The organism is Paraburkholderia sp. RCC_158, from assembly GCF_041355255.1.
GTDB lineage: Bacteria > Pseudomonadota > Gammaproteobacteria > Burkholderiales > Burkholderiaceae > Paraburkholderia > Paraburkholderia graminis.
This window is the reverse complement of the sequence record NZ_JBFUPM010000009.1, coordinates 91,433-107,874: the sequence shown is the minus strand read 5'-3', so window position 1 is coordinate 107,874 and position 16,442 is coordinate 91,433. Positions and strand designations below refer to the sequence as shown.

16 protein-coding genes are annotated in these 16,442 nt (G+C 64.0%); 12 read left to right on the top strand and 4 right to left on the bottom strand.

All coding sequences use genetic code 11. The annotated features are described in order from the left end of the window. Positions 1–83: 83 nt before the first annotated feature. Positions 84–1,706 carry a flagellar basal body P-ring formation chaperone FlgA gene (flgA, locus tag AB6809_RS19110; protein WP_371026962.1) on the bottom strand — a complete coding sequence of 541 codons (1,623 nt, stop codon included), beginning with the start codon at positions 1,704–1,706 and terminating at the stop codon, positions 84–86. A gap of 217 nt (positions 1,707–1,923) precedes the next feature. On the opposite strand from flgA, the gene flgB reads away from it, so the two are divergent. The 12 genes from flgB to flgL all read left to right on the top strand — a co-directional run bounded on the left by flgB (position 1,924) and on the right by flgL (position 14,348). Next, on the top strand, positions 1,924–2,415 hold the full coding sequence (gene flgB, locus AB6809_RS19105; protein ID WP_006050919.1) for a flagellar basal body rod protein FlgB: 492 nt from the start codon (positions 1,924–1,926) through the stop codon (positions 2,413–2,415). Positions 2,416–2,528: 113 nt separating this feature from the next. Continuing rightward, a complete protein-coding gene (gene flgC, locus AB6809_RS19100; RefSeq protein ID WP_029970946.1) occupies positions 2,529–2,954 on the top strand; it encodes a flagellar basal body rod protein FlgC in 426 nt (141 codons plus the stop codon). 10 nt (positions 2,955–2,964) lie between these two features. Further along, a complete protein-coding gene (gene flgD / locus AB6809_RS19095; protein WP_371026961.1) occupies positions 2,965–3,696 on the top strand; it encodes a flagellar hook assembly protein FlgD in 732 nt (243 codons plus the stop codon). Positions 3,697–3,745: 49 nt separating this feature from the next. After that, positions 3,746–5,254 carry a flagellar hook protein FlgE gene (locus AB6809_RS19090; RefSeq protein ID WP_006050922.1) on the top strand — a complete coding sequence of 503 codons (1,509 nt, stop codon included), beginning with the start codon at positions 3,746–3,748 and terminating at the stop codon, positions 5,252–5,254. Between the two features lie 20 nt (positions 5,255–5,274). Further along, complete coding sequence (gene flgF, locus AB6809_RS19085; protein WP_006050923.1) at positions 5,275–6,033, top strand: flagellar basal-body rod protein FlgF; 759 nt, start codon at positions 5,275–5,277, stop codon at positions 6,031–6,033. Positions 6,034–6,068: 35 nt separating this feature from the next. Then, positions 6,069–6,857, top strand: coding sequence for a flagellar basal-body rod protein FlgG (flgG, locus tag AB6809_RS19080; RefSeq protein ID WP_006050924.1), 789 nt, complete (start codon positions 6,069–6,071; stop codon positions 6,855–6,857). 37 nt (positions 6,858–6,894) lie between these two features. Continuing rightward, positions 6,895–7,593, top strand: a complete 699-nt coding sequence (gene flgH, locus AB6809_RS19075; RefSeq protein WP_006050925.1) for a flagellar basal body L-ring protein FlgH — start codon at positions 6,895–6,897, stop codon at positions 7,591–7,593. 2 nt (positions 7,594–7,595) lie between these two features. Next, positions 7,596–8,777, top strand: a complete 1,182-nt coding sequence (locus tag AB6809_RS19070) for a flagellar basal body P-ring protein FlgI (RefSeq protein WP_029970942.1) — start codon at positions 7,596–7,598, stop codon at positions 8,775–8,777. 12 nt (positions 8,778–8,789) lie between these two features. Continuing rightward, positions 8,790–9,785: a flagellar assembly peptidoglycan hydrolase FlgJ gene (flgJ, locus tag AB6809_RS19065; protein WP_371026960.1), complete on the top strand. Its 996-nt coding sequence runs from the start codon at positions 8,790–8,792 to the stop codon at positions 9,783–9,785. 372 nt (positions 9,786–10,157) lie between these two features. After that, on the top strand, positions 10,158–10,931 hold the full coding sequence (locus AB6809_RS19060; RefSeq protein ID WP_029970940.1) for a flagellar brake protein: 774 nt from the start codon (positions 10,158–10,160) through the stop codon (positions 10,929–10,931). A 209-nt stretch (positions 10,932–11,140) separates the two neighbouring features. Further along, positions 11,141–13,114 (top strand): flagellar hook-associated protein FlgK, encoded by a 1,974-nt coding sequence (gene flgK, locus AB6809_RS19055; RefSeq protein WP_006050930.1) that lies wholly within the window; start codon positions 11,141–11,143, stop codon positions 13,112–13,114. Positions 13,115–13,124: 10 nt separating this feature from the next. After that, the gene (gene flgL / locus AB6809_RS19050; protein ID WP_029970939.1) at positions 13,125–14,348 is read left to right on the top strand and encodes a flagellar hook-associated protein FlgL; all 1,224 of its coding nucleotides are present in this window, start codon (positions 13,125–13,127) and stop codon (positions 14,346–14,348) included. 127 nt (positions 14,349–14,475) lie between these two features. On the opposite strand, the gene fliR is transcribed toward flgL, so the two are convergent. From fliR to fliP, 3 genes are all read right to left on the bottom strand, one after another. Continuing rightward, positions 14,476–15,258, bottom strand: coding sequence for a flagellar biosynthetic protein FliR (gene fliR / locus AB6809_RS19045; RefSeq protein ID WP_006050932.1), 783 nt, complete (start codon positions 15,256–15,258; stop codon positions 14,476–14,478). A gap of 40 nt (positions 15,259–15,298) precedes the next feature. Continuing rightward, positions 15,299–15,568, bottom strand: a complete 270-nt coding sequence (gene fliQ / locus AB6809_RS19040; protein ID WP_013340831.1) for a flagellar biosynthesis protein FliQ — start codon at positions 15,566–15,568, stop codon at positions 15,299–15,301. 63 nt (positions 15,569–15,631) lie between these two features. Then, positions 15,632–16,426 (bottom strand): flagellar type III secretion system pore protein FliP, encoded by a 795-nt coding sequence (gene fliP / locus AB6809_RS19035; RefSeq protein ID WP_371026959.1) that lies wholly within the window; start codon positions 16,424–16,426, stop codon positions 15,632–15,634. Positions 16,427–16,442 lie beyond the last annotated feature (16 nt).

Sequence of the window (16,442 nt, the reverse complement as noted above, 5' to 3'; positions counted from 1 at the left end):
GCTTTTTCCTTGTCTATCAAGACGATCCGGCCCTGATACGGACGGCGCGGCGCAAACCCTCGCCACGCGCGGATCGTTGTGTTTCACAGTTGAATCTCCACCGTCGAACCGTCCTTGACGATGCCCGAGATGACCTGGCCGTTGGCGGTCTTCACGCGAACCTGCTGACCCGGCGACGCGTTGTTCATCGCGCTGCCTTCCGCCGAAATCGCAAAACCGTCGCCGGCTGCGACGACGCGCACGGTTTGTCCGATCGATACCGCCGACGCGCTTTTGAGCATGTCGCGGCGCAGCGGCATGCCGGCGGAAACGCGCGTCAACGTGACCGAGCCGAGCGCCTGCGACGGGTCGGTGACGATGGCCTGCGGCAAGCCCGTCAGATCGCCCTCGCGCGCGACGAGATCGGCGGCGGTGAGCACTTCGCCGGCCGACATCGCGCGGCTCGCGAGGTAATACGTGGCGTGCAGCGAAACGCGCGCCTGCAGATAAATCGTCCACGGACGCTGGCCCGCGCAGCGCACACCGACGGTCACGCGGCCCCACAGGCGCGCGCCGCTCGGCATGAACGGCTCGAGCATCATGCAAGCCGCGAGACCGCGCGGAAACGCGGGGGCGACCGTGATGTCCACCTTGCCCGGCAATCCCGCCGATTGCTGTTGCAGGAACGCAAGCGCGACGGCCCGGATCGCTTCGGGGTCTTGCTGGCCGGGGAGCGGCGCGGGCTGCGCAGCGGTAGCCGCTGTCGTAGTTGCAGCCGTGCGCGGATTCTGTTGCGCGGGCGCGGATGCGACCGTTGCCGCTGGCGCTGGCGCAACCGCTGATGCAACGGCCCGCGTCGCCGACACGCGAGCAGCCGCAGTATTCGTGGAATTGGCCGACGCTTTAGAGCGCTGCGCGACCGGTTTGCCGTCCGCGCCGAACTGCGGCGGCTCGCCGCGCGATGCGAGCGTTTCGAAGCCGTCGCTCACCGAGGCGTCCGCCGATGCCGCAGTTCCCGAAACACCGACCGCTGCGCGGCTCATCGCGCTCGACGGCGCATTGACCGCGACCGGCTGAACGCCCGCGGCGTCTCTCGCGCTATTCGCTGGCGGCGCTGGCGTGACGACAACCGGCACGACGCGGCGCGAAGCCTGCATCGCATTAATACTGACGTTGGCGCGCGCGGGCGCGTCGGTCGGACTTGCCGTATCGCCAAGGTTCGCCGAACCGCCACGGCCCGGCGCGGGAATAGTAACGACGCCGTTTGCATCCGGCTTGAAATTCGTGCGAATCATCTGCGGCGCGGCAGGCGTTTCGCCGGCGCCCGCAATGACAATAGAGCCGCTCGCATTAGCGGCGCGCGCGAATGGATCGGCGTCGCGCGTCGACGGGCCACGGCCCAGCGATTGCGCTGTGGCCGCGGCGAGCGTGGCCGCCGAGCCGGTGCGTTTCGCGGGCGTCGCCTGCATATGTTCGGCAAGCGCGGCGAGCGCCGCCGGGTTCTGTTCGTTGGGACCGGCAATCACGATCGGGCCGTCCGCCTCGCCAGCATGCGCAGCATCGGCGAACAGCGCGACGCCGCCAGCCACAGACAAAGACCCAGCCACAGACACCGCCAGCGACGACCCCACCACAAGTCTTGCCACCGCGCGCAACACGGCCGCACTCATGCGATGCCCCGCCGCGCTTCTTGCGCGGGGCGTCGGATCGAAAGTGGGCTGGTCCATCGCGGTTCTCCATCGAATGCATTCGGTACGCCTTGCATTCTATTGAGCGTGCCCTTTGCGCAAACGTTGAATAGAAGCCCCCTTTCCCGGTTATTCGTCCGATTGCTGCTTGCGTGCCGCCCATAAGATGCACCTCATGCAAAAAGGCTTTCCCGCTCGATGCAGCCCTCACGCGAGGTGCACGGGGAAGCCTCGGGACCGTTCTCCGGAGATTCTTATGCTGGACAAACTCGATGCCGAATTCGCCTTTGGACGTGAAGCGCTCGATGTGCGCGCTTACCGTCAGGAGCTCCTGTCGTCGAACATCGCCAATGCCGACACGCCCGGCTACAAGGCGCGCGACGTCGACTTCGCTTCGTCGCTTGCGGGCGCGCTGAAAAAGACCGGCGCGGCCGGGCACACCGCGTCGAACACCGCGACGCTGCCGCTCGCGCAACCGGCCGGCGTGACGAGCGGAATGTCGATGGCGGCGACCGCGCAGGGCCACATGTCCGGCAAGTCGACGTTGAGCCCCGCGGGCGGCTCGCCCGACGACTACCGCAATCTGCAATACCGCGTGCCGACGCAACCGGCGCTCGACGGCAATACCGTCGACCTGGACACCGAGCGCGTGCAGTTCGCGGACAACACGTTGCACTTCGAATCGGGCATGACGGTGCTGTCGAGCCAGATCAAGACGATGCTGTCGGCGATCCAGTCGGGCTCGTAAGCGGCTAACGGCCGGATAACGGTCCGCACGCAAAGCAACACGCAGTACGCAAGAACAATCGCTACGGGAACTCATTTGAAGCCGGCTCTAACCGGCAGGAAAGGTCAGCAAACATGCCTTCTTTGATGAACATATTTGGTGTTGCAGGCTCCGCGATGTCGGCGCAGTCGCAACGGCTCAACGTGACGGCGTCGAACCTCGCCAACGCCGACAGCACGACCGGCCCGGACGGTCAGCCGTACAAGGCCAAGCAGGTCGTGTTCGGGGTTGCGCCGATTGGCGGCGCGCGCACGGGCTCCGGCCAGCAGGTCGGCGGCGTGCAGGTCACCGGCGTGGTCGACGACCCGACGCCGATGAAGACCGCCTACGACCCCGGCAATCCGGCGGCCAACGCAGACGGCTACGTCACGCTGCCGAACGTCGATCCGGTGCAGGAAATGGTGAACATGATTTCGGCGTCGCGCTCGTACCAGGCCAACGTCGAGACGCTGAACACCGCCAAGACCCTGATGCTGAAAACGCTCACGATCGGAACCTGAGGAGAGCCCCTTGACCACCAGCACCACCATCGGCAACAACGGCACGACCGTGTCGCAAACGCTGCTCGATACGATGAACGGCACGAACAGCGCGTCCAGTTCAAGCAGCTCGAGCAGCTCGACGAGCGGCACGTCCGGCACCTCGGCGACCGATCTGCAGAACACCTTCCTGAGCCTGCTCGTCGCGCAGTTGAAGAACCAGGATCCGACCAATCCGATGGACAGCTCGCAGATGACCTCGCAGCTCGCCCAGATCAACACCGTGTCCGGCATCAGCCAGTTGAACACGACGTTGAGCTCGCTCGCGACGCAGATGTCGGCAGGCCAGCAGTCGCAAGCCGCGCTGCTGATCGGCTCGACCGTGCTCGCGCCGGGAAGCTCGGTGTCGGTCGCGAGCGGCAAGGCCGGCGCGTTCGGCGTGCAGCTCGCCAATTCGGTGAACGACCTGCAAGTCGTCGTGAAGAACTCGGCGGGCCAGATCGTCAAGACGATCGATCTCGGCAAGCAGTCGGCGGGCACGATTCCGGTGGGCTGGACGCCGACCGACTCGGCCGGCAACGCGCTGCCCGACGGCAACTACACGATCAGCGCAGTCGGCACGATTAACGGCCAGCAGGCCACGGCAACCACGCTCGCAAGCTCGACGGTGCAAAGCGTCGTCATGCAGAGCAACGGTACGCCGGGCCTCGTGCTGTCGAACGGCACGACGGTCGGGCTGACCAACGTGGCCGCCATCCTTTGATCCAGATTCAGATTCAGTCAGTTACGACTTTCCAGACACGGAGACCGTCATGGGTTACCAACAAGGTTTGAGTGGTTTGTCCGCATCGTCGAGCGATCTCGACGTGATCGGCAACAACATCGCCAACGCGAATACCGTTGGCTTCAAGAGCGGCGCGGCGCAATTCGCCGACATGTACGCGAATTCGGTGGCGACGGCCGTGGGCAACCAGATCGGCATCGGCACGAAGCTCTCGGAAGTGCAGCAGCAGTTTTCGCAAGGCACGATCACGAGCACGAACCAGGCGCTCGACGTCGCGATTAACGGCAACGGCTTCTTCCAGTTGTCGAACAACGGCTCGCTCGTGTATTCGCGCAACGGCGTGTTCCAGCTCGACAAGAACGGCTTCATCACGAACGCGCAGGGCCTGCAACTGATGGGCTATGCGGCGAACAGCACGGGCGTCATCAACACCGCGCAGACCGTGCCGCTGAGCGTGCCGACCGCGAACATCGCGCCGAAGGCGACCACCAACATTGCCGCCGGCCTGAACCTGAACGCGCAAGACCCGCTGATGCTCGGCACGCCGAGCGTCACCGCGGCCACGACGAACGCGGGCACGCTGACCACGCCTGGCGCGACGATCACCAACACGGCGTCGGGCACGAACAAGGACAACTACACCGTCACGTTCACCAGCGCGACGGCCTACACGGTGACCGACACGACGCTCGGCACCTCGACGACCGGCACCTACACGGCCGGCTCGCCGATCTCGCTCGGCAACGGCCAGACGGTCACGTTCAACGGCGTACCCGCGACCGGCGACAGCTACGCGATCGCGCCGACGCCGGTGGCCTTCAACCAGAACAGCTCGTCGACGTATAACTACTCGACCAGCACGACGGTCTACGACACGCTCGGCGGATCGCAGACGGTCAACATGTATTTCGCCAAGACCGCGGCCGGCACGTGGGACGTGTACGCCGGCGTGTCGACGGGCACCGCGTCGCTCGTGGGCCACGCGAACTTCAACTCGTCGGGCACGCTGCTCGGCACGACCGACGCGTCCGGCACGGCGACCACCACGCCGTACGTATTCAACTTCTCGGTGCCGACCACCGACGGCTCGGCAACGCCCCAGGCGCTGACGCTCAACATTGCCGGCACGACGCAGTATGGCGGCAAGGACGGCGTGAACTCGCTGCAGCCCGACGGCTACGCGGCCGGCACGCTGACGAGCTTTACGATCGGCGCCGACGGCACGCTGACCGGCAACTACTCGAACCAGCAGACGGCGGCGCTCGGCCAGATCGTGCTCGCCAACTTCTCGAACCAGAACGGTCTCGTGAACCTCGGCAACAACGAATTCCAGCAGACGTCGCAATCGGGCGTCGCGCAGATTTCGGCGCCGGGTTCGACCAATCACGGCGTGCTGCAAGGCGGCGCGGTCGAGAACTCGAACGTGGATCTGACGAGCGAACTGGTGGACCTGATCACCGCGCAACGCAACTATCAGGCGAACGCGCAGACGATCAAGACGCAGCAGACCGTCGACCAGACGCTCATCAACCTGTAAGCGAGCAGGACGGACCCATCATGGATCGGCTGATCTACACCGCGATGTCGGGCAGCACACAAGCGCTCGAACAGCAGGCCATCGTTGCGAACAATCTGGCGAACGCGTCGACCACCGGTTTTCGCGCGCAGCTGGCGACTTTTCGCGCCGTGCCGATGTCGTTCGGCGACGGCAGTTCGATCAACGACAACACCACGCGTACCTTCGTGCTGTCGTCGACGCCGGGCGCGGACTACACGCCCGGCCCGATCCAGCAGACGGGCAATCCACTCGACGTCGCCATCGAAGGGCCGGGTTGGCTCGCCGTGCAAACCGCCGACGGCAACGAGGCCTACACGCGCGCCGGCAATCTTCACGTCGACCAGAACGGCCAGCTCGTGAACGCCACGAATCAGGTGGTGCTCGGCAACGGCGGGCCGATCTCGGTGCCGCCGGGTGCGCAGATCACCATCGGCCACGACGGCACCGTGACCGCGCTCACGCCCGGCGACCCGCCGACCGCTGTGGTGACGATCGATCAGCTCAAGCTCGTCAATCCCGATCCGCAAACGCTGACGCGCGGCGACGACGGCCTGTTTCGCACCGCCGACGGCAATCCCGCCGACGCCGATCCGGCCGTGGCGGTCGCCCCGGCATCGCTTGAAGGAAGCAACGTGAATCCGGTTAGCGCGATGGTCTCGATGATTACCAACGCGCGCCAGTTCCAGATGCAGACCAAGCTGCTGGAAAGCGCCGACAAGAACGATCAGTCGGCTAACCAGTTGCTGAGCTTTAGCTAACGGGCCGCTCACGCGCCCCTGGAGAGAGAAAGAATATGAATCGCTCACTTTACATCGCCGCTACCGGCATGAATGCGCAACAGTCGCAGATGGACGTGATCTCGAACAACCTCGCGAACGTCAGCACCAACGGCTTCAAGGGCTCGCGCGCGGTATTCGAGGATCTGCTGTATCAGACCGTCCGCCAGCCTGGCGCGAACTCGACGCAGAACACCGAATTGCCGTCCGGCATCCAGCTCGGCACGGGTGTCCAGCAGGTCGCCACCGAGCGTCTGTACACGCAGGGCAATCTGCAGCAAACGGGCAACTCGAAAGACGTCGCCATCAACGGCCAGGGCTTTTTCCAGGTGCAGATGCCCGACGGCACCACGGCCTATACGCGCGACGGCTCGTTCCAGACCAACGCGCAAGGCCAGCTCGTCACGTCGAGCGGCTACCAGGTGATCCCGGCGATCACGGTGCCGACCAACGCAACGTCGCTGACCATCGGCAGCGACGGCGTGGTGTCGATCACGGTTGCGGGCTCGACCAACAGCCAGCAGCTCGGCTCGATGCAGATCGCGACCTTCATCAACCCGGCCGGTCTCGACGCGAAGGGTGAAAACCTGTTCGCGGAAACGGCATCGTCGGGTGCGCCGAACGTCGCGCAGCCTGGCCTGAACGGCGCGGGCACGCTGAATCAGGGCTACGTGGAAGCATCGAACGTGAACGTGGTGCAGGAACTGGTGAACATGATCCAGACGCAGCGCGCTTACGAAATCAACAGCAAGGCCGTGACGACGTCCGACCAGATGTTGCAGACGCTTAGCCAGATGCAGATTTAACGCGGTAGCCAGCAGGAATTAACAGGCGGTAATCAAGATGTCGTACTTCACTCGTAATCCGGTTCGTTCGCGCATGGCCGCGGCGCTCGTGCAGCTCACGCTGCTCGCCGCGCTCGGCGGTTGCGGCCTCGTGCCGAAGCAGCCGATCACGCAGCAGCCGATGACGGCCATGCCGCCGATGCCGCCGCAAGCGCAGTCGCCCGGCTCGATCTACAACCCGGGTTACGCGGGCCGGCCGTTGTTCGAAGACCAGCGGCCGCGCAATGTCGGCGACATCCTGACGATCGTGATTCAGGAAAACGTCAACGCGACGAAGTCTTCCGGCGCGGGCGTAAACCGCAACGGCACGACGAGCTTCGACGTGCCGACGGCGGGCTTCCTCGGCGGCCTGTTCGGCAAGGCGAACCTGAGCGCGAGCGGCGCTAACAAGTTCACCTCGACAGGCGGCGCTAACGCGTCGAACACGTTCAACGGCACGATCACTGTGACGGTGACCGGTGTGCTGCCGAACGGCAATCTGATGGTCAGCGGCGAAAAGCAGATGCTGATCAACCAGGGCAACGAGTTCGTGCGCTTCTCGGGCGTCGTCAATCCGAACACGATCTCGAATCTGAACGCCGTGTACTCCACGCAGGTGGCCGACGCCAAAATCGAATACTCCGCGAAGGGCTATGTCGACGAAGCGGAGAACATGGGCTGGCTGCAACGCTTCTTCCTTAACGTGTCGCCGTGGTGATCATGGGTACTGTTTCATTCCGCTTCTCAGCGCTTGCCGGCAGGATCGGCCGGACGCTCGCCTTCGTCGCGCTCGCGTGTGCGGCGCTGCCGGCGGCGACGCCCGCTCATGCGGAGCGTCTGAAAGACCTCGTGCAGATCCAGGGCGTGCGCGACAATCCGCTGATCGGCTACGGCCTCGTCGTCGGTCTCGACGGCACGGGCGACCAGACCACGCAAACGCCGTTCACCACGCAGACGCTCGCCAACATGCTGGCGAACCTCGGCATCTCGATCAACAACCAGGCGGCCGGTTCGAGCAACCAGCAATCGTCGCTGTCGAACATCCAGTTGAAGAACGTCGCCGCGGTGATGGTGACGGCGGTGCTGCCGCCGTTCGCGCGTCCGGGCGAACAGATCGACATCACCGTGTCGTCGCTCGGTAATGCAAAGAGCCTGCGCGGCGGCACGCTTTTGCTCACGCCGCTCAAGGGTGCCGACGGCCAGGTGTACGCGCTCGGCCAGGGCAACCTCGCGGTCGGCGGCGCGGGCGCAAGCGCGAACGGCAGCAAGGTGCAGGTCAATACGCTGGCGGCGGGCCGCATTGCGGGCGGCGCGATCGTCGAACGCGCGGTGCCGACCTCGGTGTCGCAAGCGGGCACGATGCAGCTCGACCTGAACGAAATGGACTACGACACGACGCAGCGCGTGGTGGCCGCGGTGAACAACGCATTCGGCGGCGGCACGGCGACGGCGCTCGACGGCCGCACGATCCAACTGCGCGCGCCGAGCGATCCCGAGCAGCAGGTCGCCTTCATGGCGCAGTTGCAGAACCTGGATGTGAAACCGGCGCAAGCAGCCGCGAAGGTGATTCTCAACGCGCGCACCGGCTCCATCGTGATGAACCAGATGGTCACGCTGCAGAGCTGCGCGGTCGCGCACGGCAATCTGTCGGTCGTGATCAACACGCAGCCGGTGGTGAGCCAGCCGGGCGCATTCTCGAACGGCCAGACGGTCGTCGCGAAGCAGTCGCAGATTCAGATGAAGCAGGACAACGGCGCGCTCAAGATGGTGACGGCCGGCGCGAACCTCGCCGAAGTCGTGAAGGGGCTCAACGCATTGGGTGCGACGCCCGCGGATCTCATGTCGATCCTGCAGGCGATGAAAGCGGCGGGCGCTCTGCGCGCCGACCTGGAAATCATCTAAGGAAGACAGCAGATGAATTCGGATACGACCAATTCCGCCGCGGCGGCGAACGATCTCAGCCAGCGCTTCGCGCTCGACGTGCAGGGTTTCGCGAAGCTGAGCGCGCAGGCGAAGGCATCGCCGCAAGCCGGCATGAAAGTGGCCGCGCAGCAGTTCGACGCGGTCTTCACGCAGATGATGCTCAAGAGCATGCGCGATGCGACGCCGCAGGACGGCCCGTTCGACTCGCATGACACGGCCACCTTCACGTCGATGATGGACCAGCAGTTGTCGCAGCATCTGTCGCAGAAGGGAATCGGCGTGGCCGACGCGATGCTCAAGCAGTTGATGCGCAACCAGGGCATGCAGGTAAGCGGCGCCAATGGCGCAGGCGGCCTTGCCGGCATGGCCAATGCGCTCGGCGGCGGCAGCGGCGGCGACGAAGGCCAGACCGCGGCGCTCAACGCGCTCGCCAAGGCATACGGCAATGCGCAAGCGAACGGTCAGCTCGCGATGGGCAAGGGCTACTCGGCCAACAGCGCGCTCACGCCGCCGTTAAAGGGCGACGGCAGCTCGCCGAAGGTCGACGCTTTCGTCGACAAGCTCGCGGGTCCGGCGCAGGCCGCGAGCGCCGCGACCGGCATTCCGGCGCGCTTCATCATCGGCCAGGCCGCGCTCGAATCCGGCTGGGGCAAGAGCGAGATCAAGAAGGCGGACGGCACGACGAGCCACAACGTGTTCGGCATCAAGGCGACGAAGGACTGGACCGGCAAGACGGTTTCCACGCTCACCACCGAGTATGTGCACGGCAAGCCGCAGCGCGTGGTCGAGAAATTCCGCGCGTATGACTCGTATCAGGAAGCCATGACCGATTACGCGAGCCTGCTCAAGGGTAATCCGCGTTACGCGCAGGTCATCAATTCCGCGCATGACGTAAAGGGTTTTGCCAACGGCATGCAGCGCGCCGGTTATGCAACCGATCCGCATTACGCGAAAAAGCTGATGTCGATTATGGACAAGATGGGTTGAAGAGAGCATGCGGCGGGGCCACGCGCGTGACAAGACGGAAGAGGCCGGCTGCCGGACGGCAGCCGGTCTACCCGCGAAACGGAGTGTGAAAACCGGCGCGGCCAATAAATGTGGTTAAAAAACGGCCGACGATTTACCGACGCGTTATCGGCGAGTTACCCGAGCTTTAACGTTTGCGCGAAGCGACTCTAAATAATTCATTGGGCGCCCCTAAATTTTAGCGGGATACTGCCGCTAATCCGTTAGAGCCCATACCGGAAGCGTCAATGTCCGGTTGAATGCGCGTGCCGCGGTCCGCAGAAAAAAGACCGCCCGAAAGCCCCGGCAGGAGCTCTGGCACGTGCCCGCAAGAACATGCATACCGGCAAGCCCATGGAAACCAATCAGTCGAACGGCCAAACCGACACGCAGATGCAGCCGCACGTTCCGTTAGACGACAGCGCCCACGATTTCGGCCGTCGTAATCCGCTGGAAATCGGCGTTCAATTGCGCAATCTCGTCAATCGGGGCGACTTCCTCACCGTGCAATACGCGGGCGGCCAACTGGTCACGCGCCTGCTCGACGTCGACGTGCGCGGGCGCACCTTCACGTTCGACTGGGGCGCGTTGTCGGATCAGAACCGCGGTCTGCTCGCCGCCGCGAGCTGCCAGTTTCACGCGGCGCCCGAGGGCGTGCGCATGGAGTTCGGCACAGGCACGCCGCGCGAGACGCGTTTCGAGGGACTGCCCGCATTCGAAGCGGACTTTCCGGAAGTGCTGTTCTATGTGCAACGCCGCGAGTATTTCCGCGTCGACGCACCGATTCTCGATCCGTACGTATGCACCGGCCGTCTGCCGGAAGGCGATTCGTTCCGCTTCGAAGTGCACGACCTGTCGCTCGGCGGCGTCGGCATGCGCACCGCCGACGAACGTGTGGCGGAATTGCCCATGGGCACGCGTCTGGACGACTGCGAACTGGTGCTCGGCTCATTGGGGCGTCTGTCGCTCGATCTGCAGCTCGTGTCGCATCGGTCGCTCGCGCTGCCCAACGGCACGCAGCGTTACCAGCTCGGCTTCCGTTTTTTGACGCTGCCGGGCAGCGCGGAAAACACGCTGCAGCGTCTCATCACGCAACTCGAAATGAAGCGCCGCTCGCTCGTTCGCTAACGAACGGGCGGGAGCAGAGGCGCAGCAGAAGCGAAGCGCGCGGGCGCATGCAGGCTCGCGCCGCATCGGCCTCGCAAACGTTGCATCAACGTTGAACCAAAGTCTCACAAGCGTCGTGAATGGCCTCAATTTTCCGTCGCAAAAGCCGTTAAACAGTCTGTTCAAGTAACGCGGCGGCATGTGTACGGTGTCGCCCTTCAGGATGACGCATGTCCAATCTCATCAATCTCGGCCTCAGTGGACTGAACGCAGCCCAGTGGGGACTCACGACGACCGGCCAGAACATCAGCAATGCGTCGACGCCGGGCTACACCATTGAAACGCCGGTCTTCGCGGAAACGGGCGGCCAGTACACGGGTTCGGGCTTCCTGCCGCAGGGCGTCTCGACCGTCACCGTCACGCGTCAATACAGCCAGTATCTGACGACGCAGCTCAACAACGCGCAGTCGTCCAGCAGCTCGCTGGCCACCTACAACTCGTTGATCTCGCAACTGAACAATCTGGTCGGCAGCCCGACTGCCGGCCTTGCCAGTGCGATCACGGGTTATTTCACGGGCATGCAGAACGTCTCGAACAATGCTTCGAGCCTCGCCACGCGCCAGACGGCGATGAGCGGCGCGCAAACGCTCGCGAACCAGATTAACGCCGCCGGCCAGCAATACGATGCGCTGCGCGAAAGCGTCAACACGCAGTTGAGCAACACGGTTTCGCAGATCAATAGCTACACGCAGCAGATCGCGCAATTGAACGGCCAGATTTCCGCTGCGAGCACGCAAGGCCAGCCGCCGAACCAGTTGCTGGATCAGCGCGACCTCGCCGTGTCGAATCTGTCGCAACTGATCGGCGTGCAGGTCGTCAACAGCAACGGCAGCTACGGCGTGTTCATGAGCAACGGCCAGCCGCTCGTGTCGGGCGGCAACAGCTTCAACCTGGGTACAGCGCCTTCGACGGGCGATTCGAGCGAACTGTCCGTGCAGTACCTCGGCCAGGCGGGCGCGAATCCGGCCGCGGCGCCGCAAATTCTGCCGGACAGCAAGATTGACGGCGGCACGCTCGGCGGTCTCCTCGCGTTCCGCAGCCAGACGCTCGATCCGGCGGAAGCGCAGCTCGGCGCGATCGCCGTCAGCTTCGCGTCGCAGGTCAACGCGCAAAACGCGCTCGGCATCACGCTTGCGGGCGTGCAAGGCGGCGCGCTGTTCTCCGTCGGCGGCCCGACCGTCTACGCGAACACGCAGAACACCGGCAATGCGTCGCTCAACGTGTCGTTCGCGAACCCCGCGCAGCCGACCACCGGCGACTACACGCTCGCGTACAACGGCACCGGCTACACGCTGACCGACAATTCGACGGGCACCGTGGTCGGTTCCGCGGCGAACCTGAGCCAGCCGATCAACGGCCTGAACTTTTCGACCACCGGCACGATGAATCCCGGCGATTCGTTCACGGTCGAACCGACCCGCGGCGCGTTGAACAGCTTCGCGACCGTGACCACGGACGGCTCCGCAATCGCAGCCGCATCGCCGGTTCTGGGCTCGGCCGCGTCGACCAACACCGGCACCGGCGCGATCTCGCAAGGCACGGTCACGGCCGGCTACACGATGCCGAGTTCGACCACCACGCTCACCTACAACGGCACGGGCCTCACCGGCTTCCCGGTCGGCTCGACGGTGACGGTTGCCGGTTCACCGGCAACAACCTATCCGATCACGAGCGCGACGACCGTCGTGCCGTATTCGTCGGCGACCGGCGCGAGTCTCACGATCAACAACACGACGGCCGGCCAGATGGACAAGGTGTCGGTGACGATCAGCGGCGTGCCTTCTGCCGGCGACAAGTTCACCATCGGCCCGAACAGCGGCGCGAACAACGACGGCCGCAACGCGCTTGCGCTGTCGAACCTGTCCACGGCGAAATCGATGAACGGCGGCACGGTCACGCTGACGGGCGCGTATGCAAACTACGTCAACGACATCGGCAACCAGACGAACCAGATCCAGACTTCGAGCACGGCGCAGGCTTCGCTCGTGACGCAAATCACCACCGCGCAGCAGTCGGTGTCGGGCGTCAATATCAACGAGGAAGCAGCCAATCTGCTTCAGTATCAGCAGCTCTATCAGGCGAACAGCAAAGTCATTCAGACCGCGCAGACCCTGTTCCAGACGCTGCTCGGCATCTTCCAGTGAGGCGTTGAACATGCGCATCTCCAGCACGCAGTACTTCACCATGAACGTCGCGACGATGAGCGATCAGCAAGCTCAGTTGTCGCAGCTTTACGCGCAGATCTCGAGCGGCGTGAGCCTTTCCACGCCGTCGGACAATCCGCTCGGCGCGGCGCAGGCCGTGCAATTGAGCTCGACGGCGACGACTCTCGCGCAGTACACGAGCAACCAGAACACGGCGCTCGCGTCGCTGCAGCTCGAATCGACGACGCTCGGCAGCGTGACCGACGTGCTGCAAAAAGTCCACACGCTCGTGCTGAACGCCGGCGACGGTGCGCTGAACAACGGCGACCGCGGCTCCATCGCAACGGAACTGCAAAGCTTGCGCAGCCAGTTGATGACGCTCGCCAACGCAACCGATCCGCAGGGCAACTACCTGTTCGCCGGTTATCAAAGCAGCGCGCAGCCGTACAACACGAACTCGGCCGGCGTGGTCACCTATTCGGGCGACACCGGCATCCCGGCCGTGCAGATCACCGACTCGCACCTCGTGCAGACCTCGGACAACGGCATTTCGATCTTCAGCAGCGTCGCGCCCATCGGCACGAGCTCGGTTCCGGCGGGGGCCGCGGCTAACACGGGCACGGGCGTCATCGGCACGGTCAGCCTCAATAACCCGACCGATCCGACGAACAACAACACGTACTCGATCAACTTCTCGTCGTCGACGACTTACACCGTCAGCCAGACCGATCCGGCGACCGGCGCGGTCACGACGAGCGGCCCGCAAGCCTTCACCGCAGGCTCGGCGATCACGCTCGGCGGCCAGTCGGTGACGATCAGCGGCGCGCCGAATGCGGGCGACAGCTTCTCCGTTACGCCAGCCACGCAAGGCAGCATGGACGTGTTCGCGAACCTGAGCCAGTTGATCAGCACGCTGCAATCGCCGATCTCGGGCGGTGCGTCGACGGCGAGCTACCAGAGCGCGCTCGTCACCAGCATGACGCAGCTCGAGAACACGATCAACAACGTCGTGACCGCGACGGCGACCGTGGGCGGACGCTCGCAGGAAGTGCAGGCGCTGCAGAAGGTGACGCAAAACAATACGCTGCAAACGGCGAGCAACCTGTCGGATCTGACGCAGACGGACATGATCAAGACCGTCGGCAAATACACGCTGGCGCAGAACGCGTTGCAAGCGGCACAGCAGGCGTTCGTGAAGATTCAGAACTTGTCGTTGTTCCAGTACCTGAACTGATCGCGCGGGCGGCGAGCCGCTCAAATGAAGAAGGGCGGAACCGGTGTGAGCCGGTTCCGCCCTTTCTGTTTTTGGCGCGTTGTTTTGACGGGCTGCTTTTGACGTTCGTTGCCGCAAAAACGCCGGCTTATCGGAAACCCAGCGCGACGCGTCCCATCTGATCGATGCCCACCGTGAAGAGGCGCGCAAAGAACGGAATCATGTTCGGGGTCATCAGTTGCAGAAGCAGCATACCGATCAGCATGGTGAGCGGAAAGCCGATCTGGAATACACCGATTTGCGGCGCCGCGCGGTTCAGGATGCCGAGCGCGAGGTTGGTGATGAGGAGCGCCGCGACCACCGGCAACGACAGCAGAAGCCCCGCCGAGAAAATCGTGCTGCCGAAGTTGGCGAGCGTGCGCCAGCCAGGCGAGCCAAGAATATTCGCCGACACGGGCAGCGTATTGAAAGTAGCCAGCAGCGCGCTGATCATCTGCAAATGACCGTCGATCACGAGGAACACCAGCATCGCGATCGTGTACATGTAGGTCGACAGCACCTGGCTCGAACTGCTCGCTTGCGCATCGAAGAAAGTGGCGAAGCCGAGCCCCATGCCCAGTCCGACGAAATCGCCCGTTGCGCTGATCGCCTGAAACACGATCTGCATCGTCATGCCGAGCGCGATGCCGATCAGGAACTGGTTGACGATGATCCACACGCCCTCGGCGGAAAACACCGTGACTTGCGGCAACGCGCCGAGCGTCGGCGCGACGATGATCGTGACGAAAGCCGCCAGGCCGATCTTCACGCGCAGCGGCAGCGAGCGGTTGCCGAGCACCGGCGCGGTCGCGACCAGCGCGAGAATGCGCACGAACGGCCACAGAAACGCGGTGAGCCAGGCGTTCAGTTGCGCGTAGGTGACGGAAAACATGGCGGCGTCGTAGCTCGATGCAGGAAGGACAACGCGGCGCTCAGTTGACGAGCGTCGGAATGTTGGTGAGAGTCTGGCGCAGATAGTCGAGCATCGTGGTGAGCATCCACGGACCGGCGATCACCATCGTGACCGCGATCGCGAGCAGTTTCGGAATGAACGACAGCGTCGATTCATTGATCTGCGTGGCGGCCTGGAACAGGCTCACCACGAGACCGACCACCAGCGCGACGAGCAGAAGCGGCGCGGCAAGCAGCAGGCCGACATACATGGCCTGGTGCGCGAGTGTCATGACGGATTCTGAATTCATGGCGATTCAACCGGAAGCATCGACAACGTAAGGGACGTGAACAACAACGCGAGCGCGCGTTGTTTAAACAAAACTTTGCGCGAGCGAGCCGAGCAGCAATTGCCAGCCGTCGACCAGCACGAACAGCATCAGCTTGAACGGCAGCGAAATCGTCGCGGGCGACACCATCATCATGCCCATCGACATCAGCACGCTCGCCACCACCATGTCGATGATGAGAAACGGAATGAAGATCGTGAAGCCGATCTGGAAGCCGGTCTTCAGTTCGCTCGTGACAAACGACGGCACCAGCAGCGACAACGGCACGTCTTCCGGACCTTGCATCGGCGCGGCGTGCGAGATGCGTGCGAACAGTGCGAGATCGCTTTCGCGCGTCTGACGCAGCATGAACGTCTTGAACGGCGCGAGGCCGCGGCTCACGGCCGTTTCCATCGGCACGGTGCCTTCGGAGAAGGGCTTGTAGCCGTCGGTATAAGCCTTGTCGAGCACCGGCGACATCACGAACAGCGTGAGAAAGAGCGCGAGGCCGACCAGCACCTGGTTAGGCGGCGTGGTTGTCGTGCCGAGCGCCTGGCGCAGCAGCGAGAGCACGATGATGATGCGCGTGAAGCTCGTCATCATCAGCACCATCGCGGGCAGGAACGACAGCATCGTGAGCAGCAGCATCGTCTGCACGCTCAGCGAATACGTGGTGCCGCCGTTCGGACCAGGACTTGTGTTGAAGGCCGGCAAGCCGGCGGTTTGCGCGAACGAAAGCGTCGGCAGCGCGAGCATTATCGTGGGCAATACCACGGGCAACGCGACGGGTGCCGCGCGGCGCAAGCCCCGAACTGCTGCGCGGGCGGCGCGAGAGGTCATCGACGTGTGCGAGTTG

Bases quoted from the DNA above. Each gene is read 5' to 3' on its own strand.
- fliR (WP_006050932.1), bottom strand. From the start codon at position 15,258: ATGTTTTCCGTCACCTACGCGCAACTGAACGCCTGGCTCACCGCGTTT.
- flgG (WP_006050924.1), top strand. From the start codon at position 6,069: ATGAATCGCTCACTTTACATCGCCGCTACCGGCATGAATGCGCAACAG.
- flgL (WP_029970939.1), top strand. From the start codon at position 13,125: ATGCGCATCTCCAGCACGCAGTACTTCACCATGAACGTCGCGACGATG.
- flgK (WP_006050930.1), top strand. From the start codon at position 11,141: ATGTCCAATCTCATCAATCTCGGCCTCAGTGGACTGAACGCAGCCCAG.
- flgH (WP_006050925.1), top strand. From the start codon at position 6,895: ATGTCGTACTTCACTCGTAATCCGGTTCGTTCGCGCATGGCCGCGGCG.
- AB6809_RS19070 (WP_029970942.1), top strand. From the start codon at position 7,596: ATGGGTACTGTTTCATTCCGCTTCTCAGCGCTTGCCGGCAGGATCGGC.
- flgJ (WP_371026960.1), top strand. From the start codon at position 8,790: ATGAATTCGGATACGACCAATTCCGCCGCGGCGGCGAACGATCTCAGC.
- flgA (WP_371026962.1), bottom strand. From the start codon at position 1,706: ATGGACCAGCCCACTTTCGATCCGACGCCCCGCGCAAGAAGCGCGGCG.
- fliP (WP_371026959.1), bottom strand. From the start codon at position 16,426: ATGACCTCTCGCGCCGCCCGCGCAGCAGTTCGGGGCTTGCGCCGCGCG.
- flgF (WP_006050923.1), top strand. From the start codon at position 5,275: ATGGATCGGCTGATCTACACCGCGATGTCGGGCAGCACACAAGCGCTC.
- AB6809_RS19060 (WP_029970940.1), top strand. From the start codon at position 10,158: ATGGAAACCAATCAGTCGAACGGCCAAACCGACACGCAGATGCAGCCG.
- flgB (WP_006050919.1), top strand. From the start codon at position 1,924: ATGCTGGACAAACTCGATGCCGAATTCGCCTTTGGACGTGAAGCGCTC.
- AB6809_RS19090 (WP_006050922.1), top strand. From the start codon at position 3,746: ATGGGTTACCAACAAGGTTTGAGTGGTTTGTCCGCATCGTCGAGCGAT.
- flgC (WP_029970946.1), top strand. From the start codon at position 2,529: ATGCCTTCTTTGATGAACATATTTGGTGTTGCAGGCTCCGCGATGTCG.
- fliQ (WP_013340831.1), bottom strand. From the start codon at position 15,568: ATGAATTCAGAATCCGTCATGACACTCGCGCACCAGGCCATGTATGTC.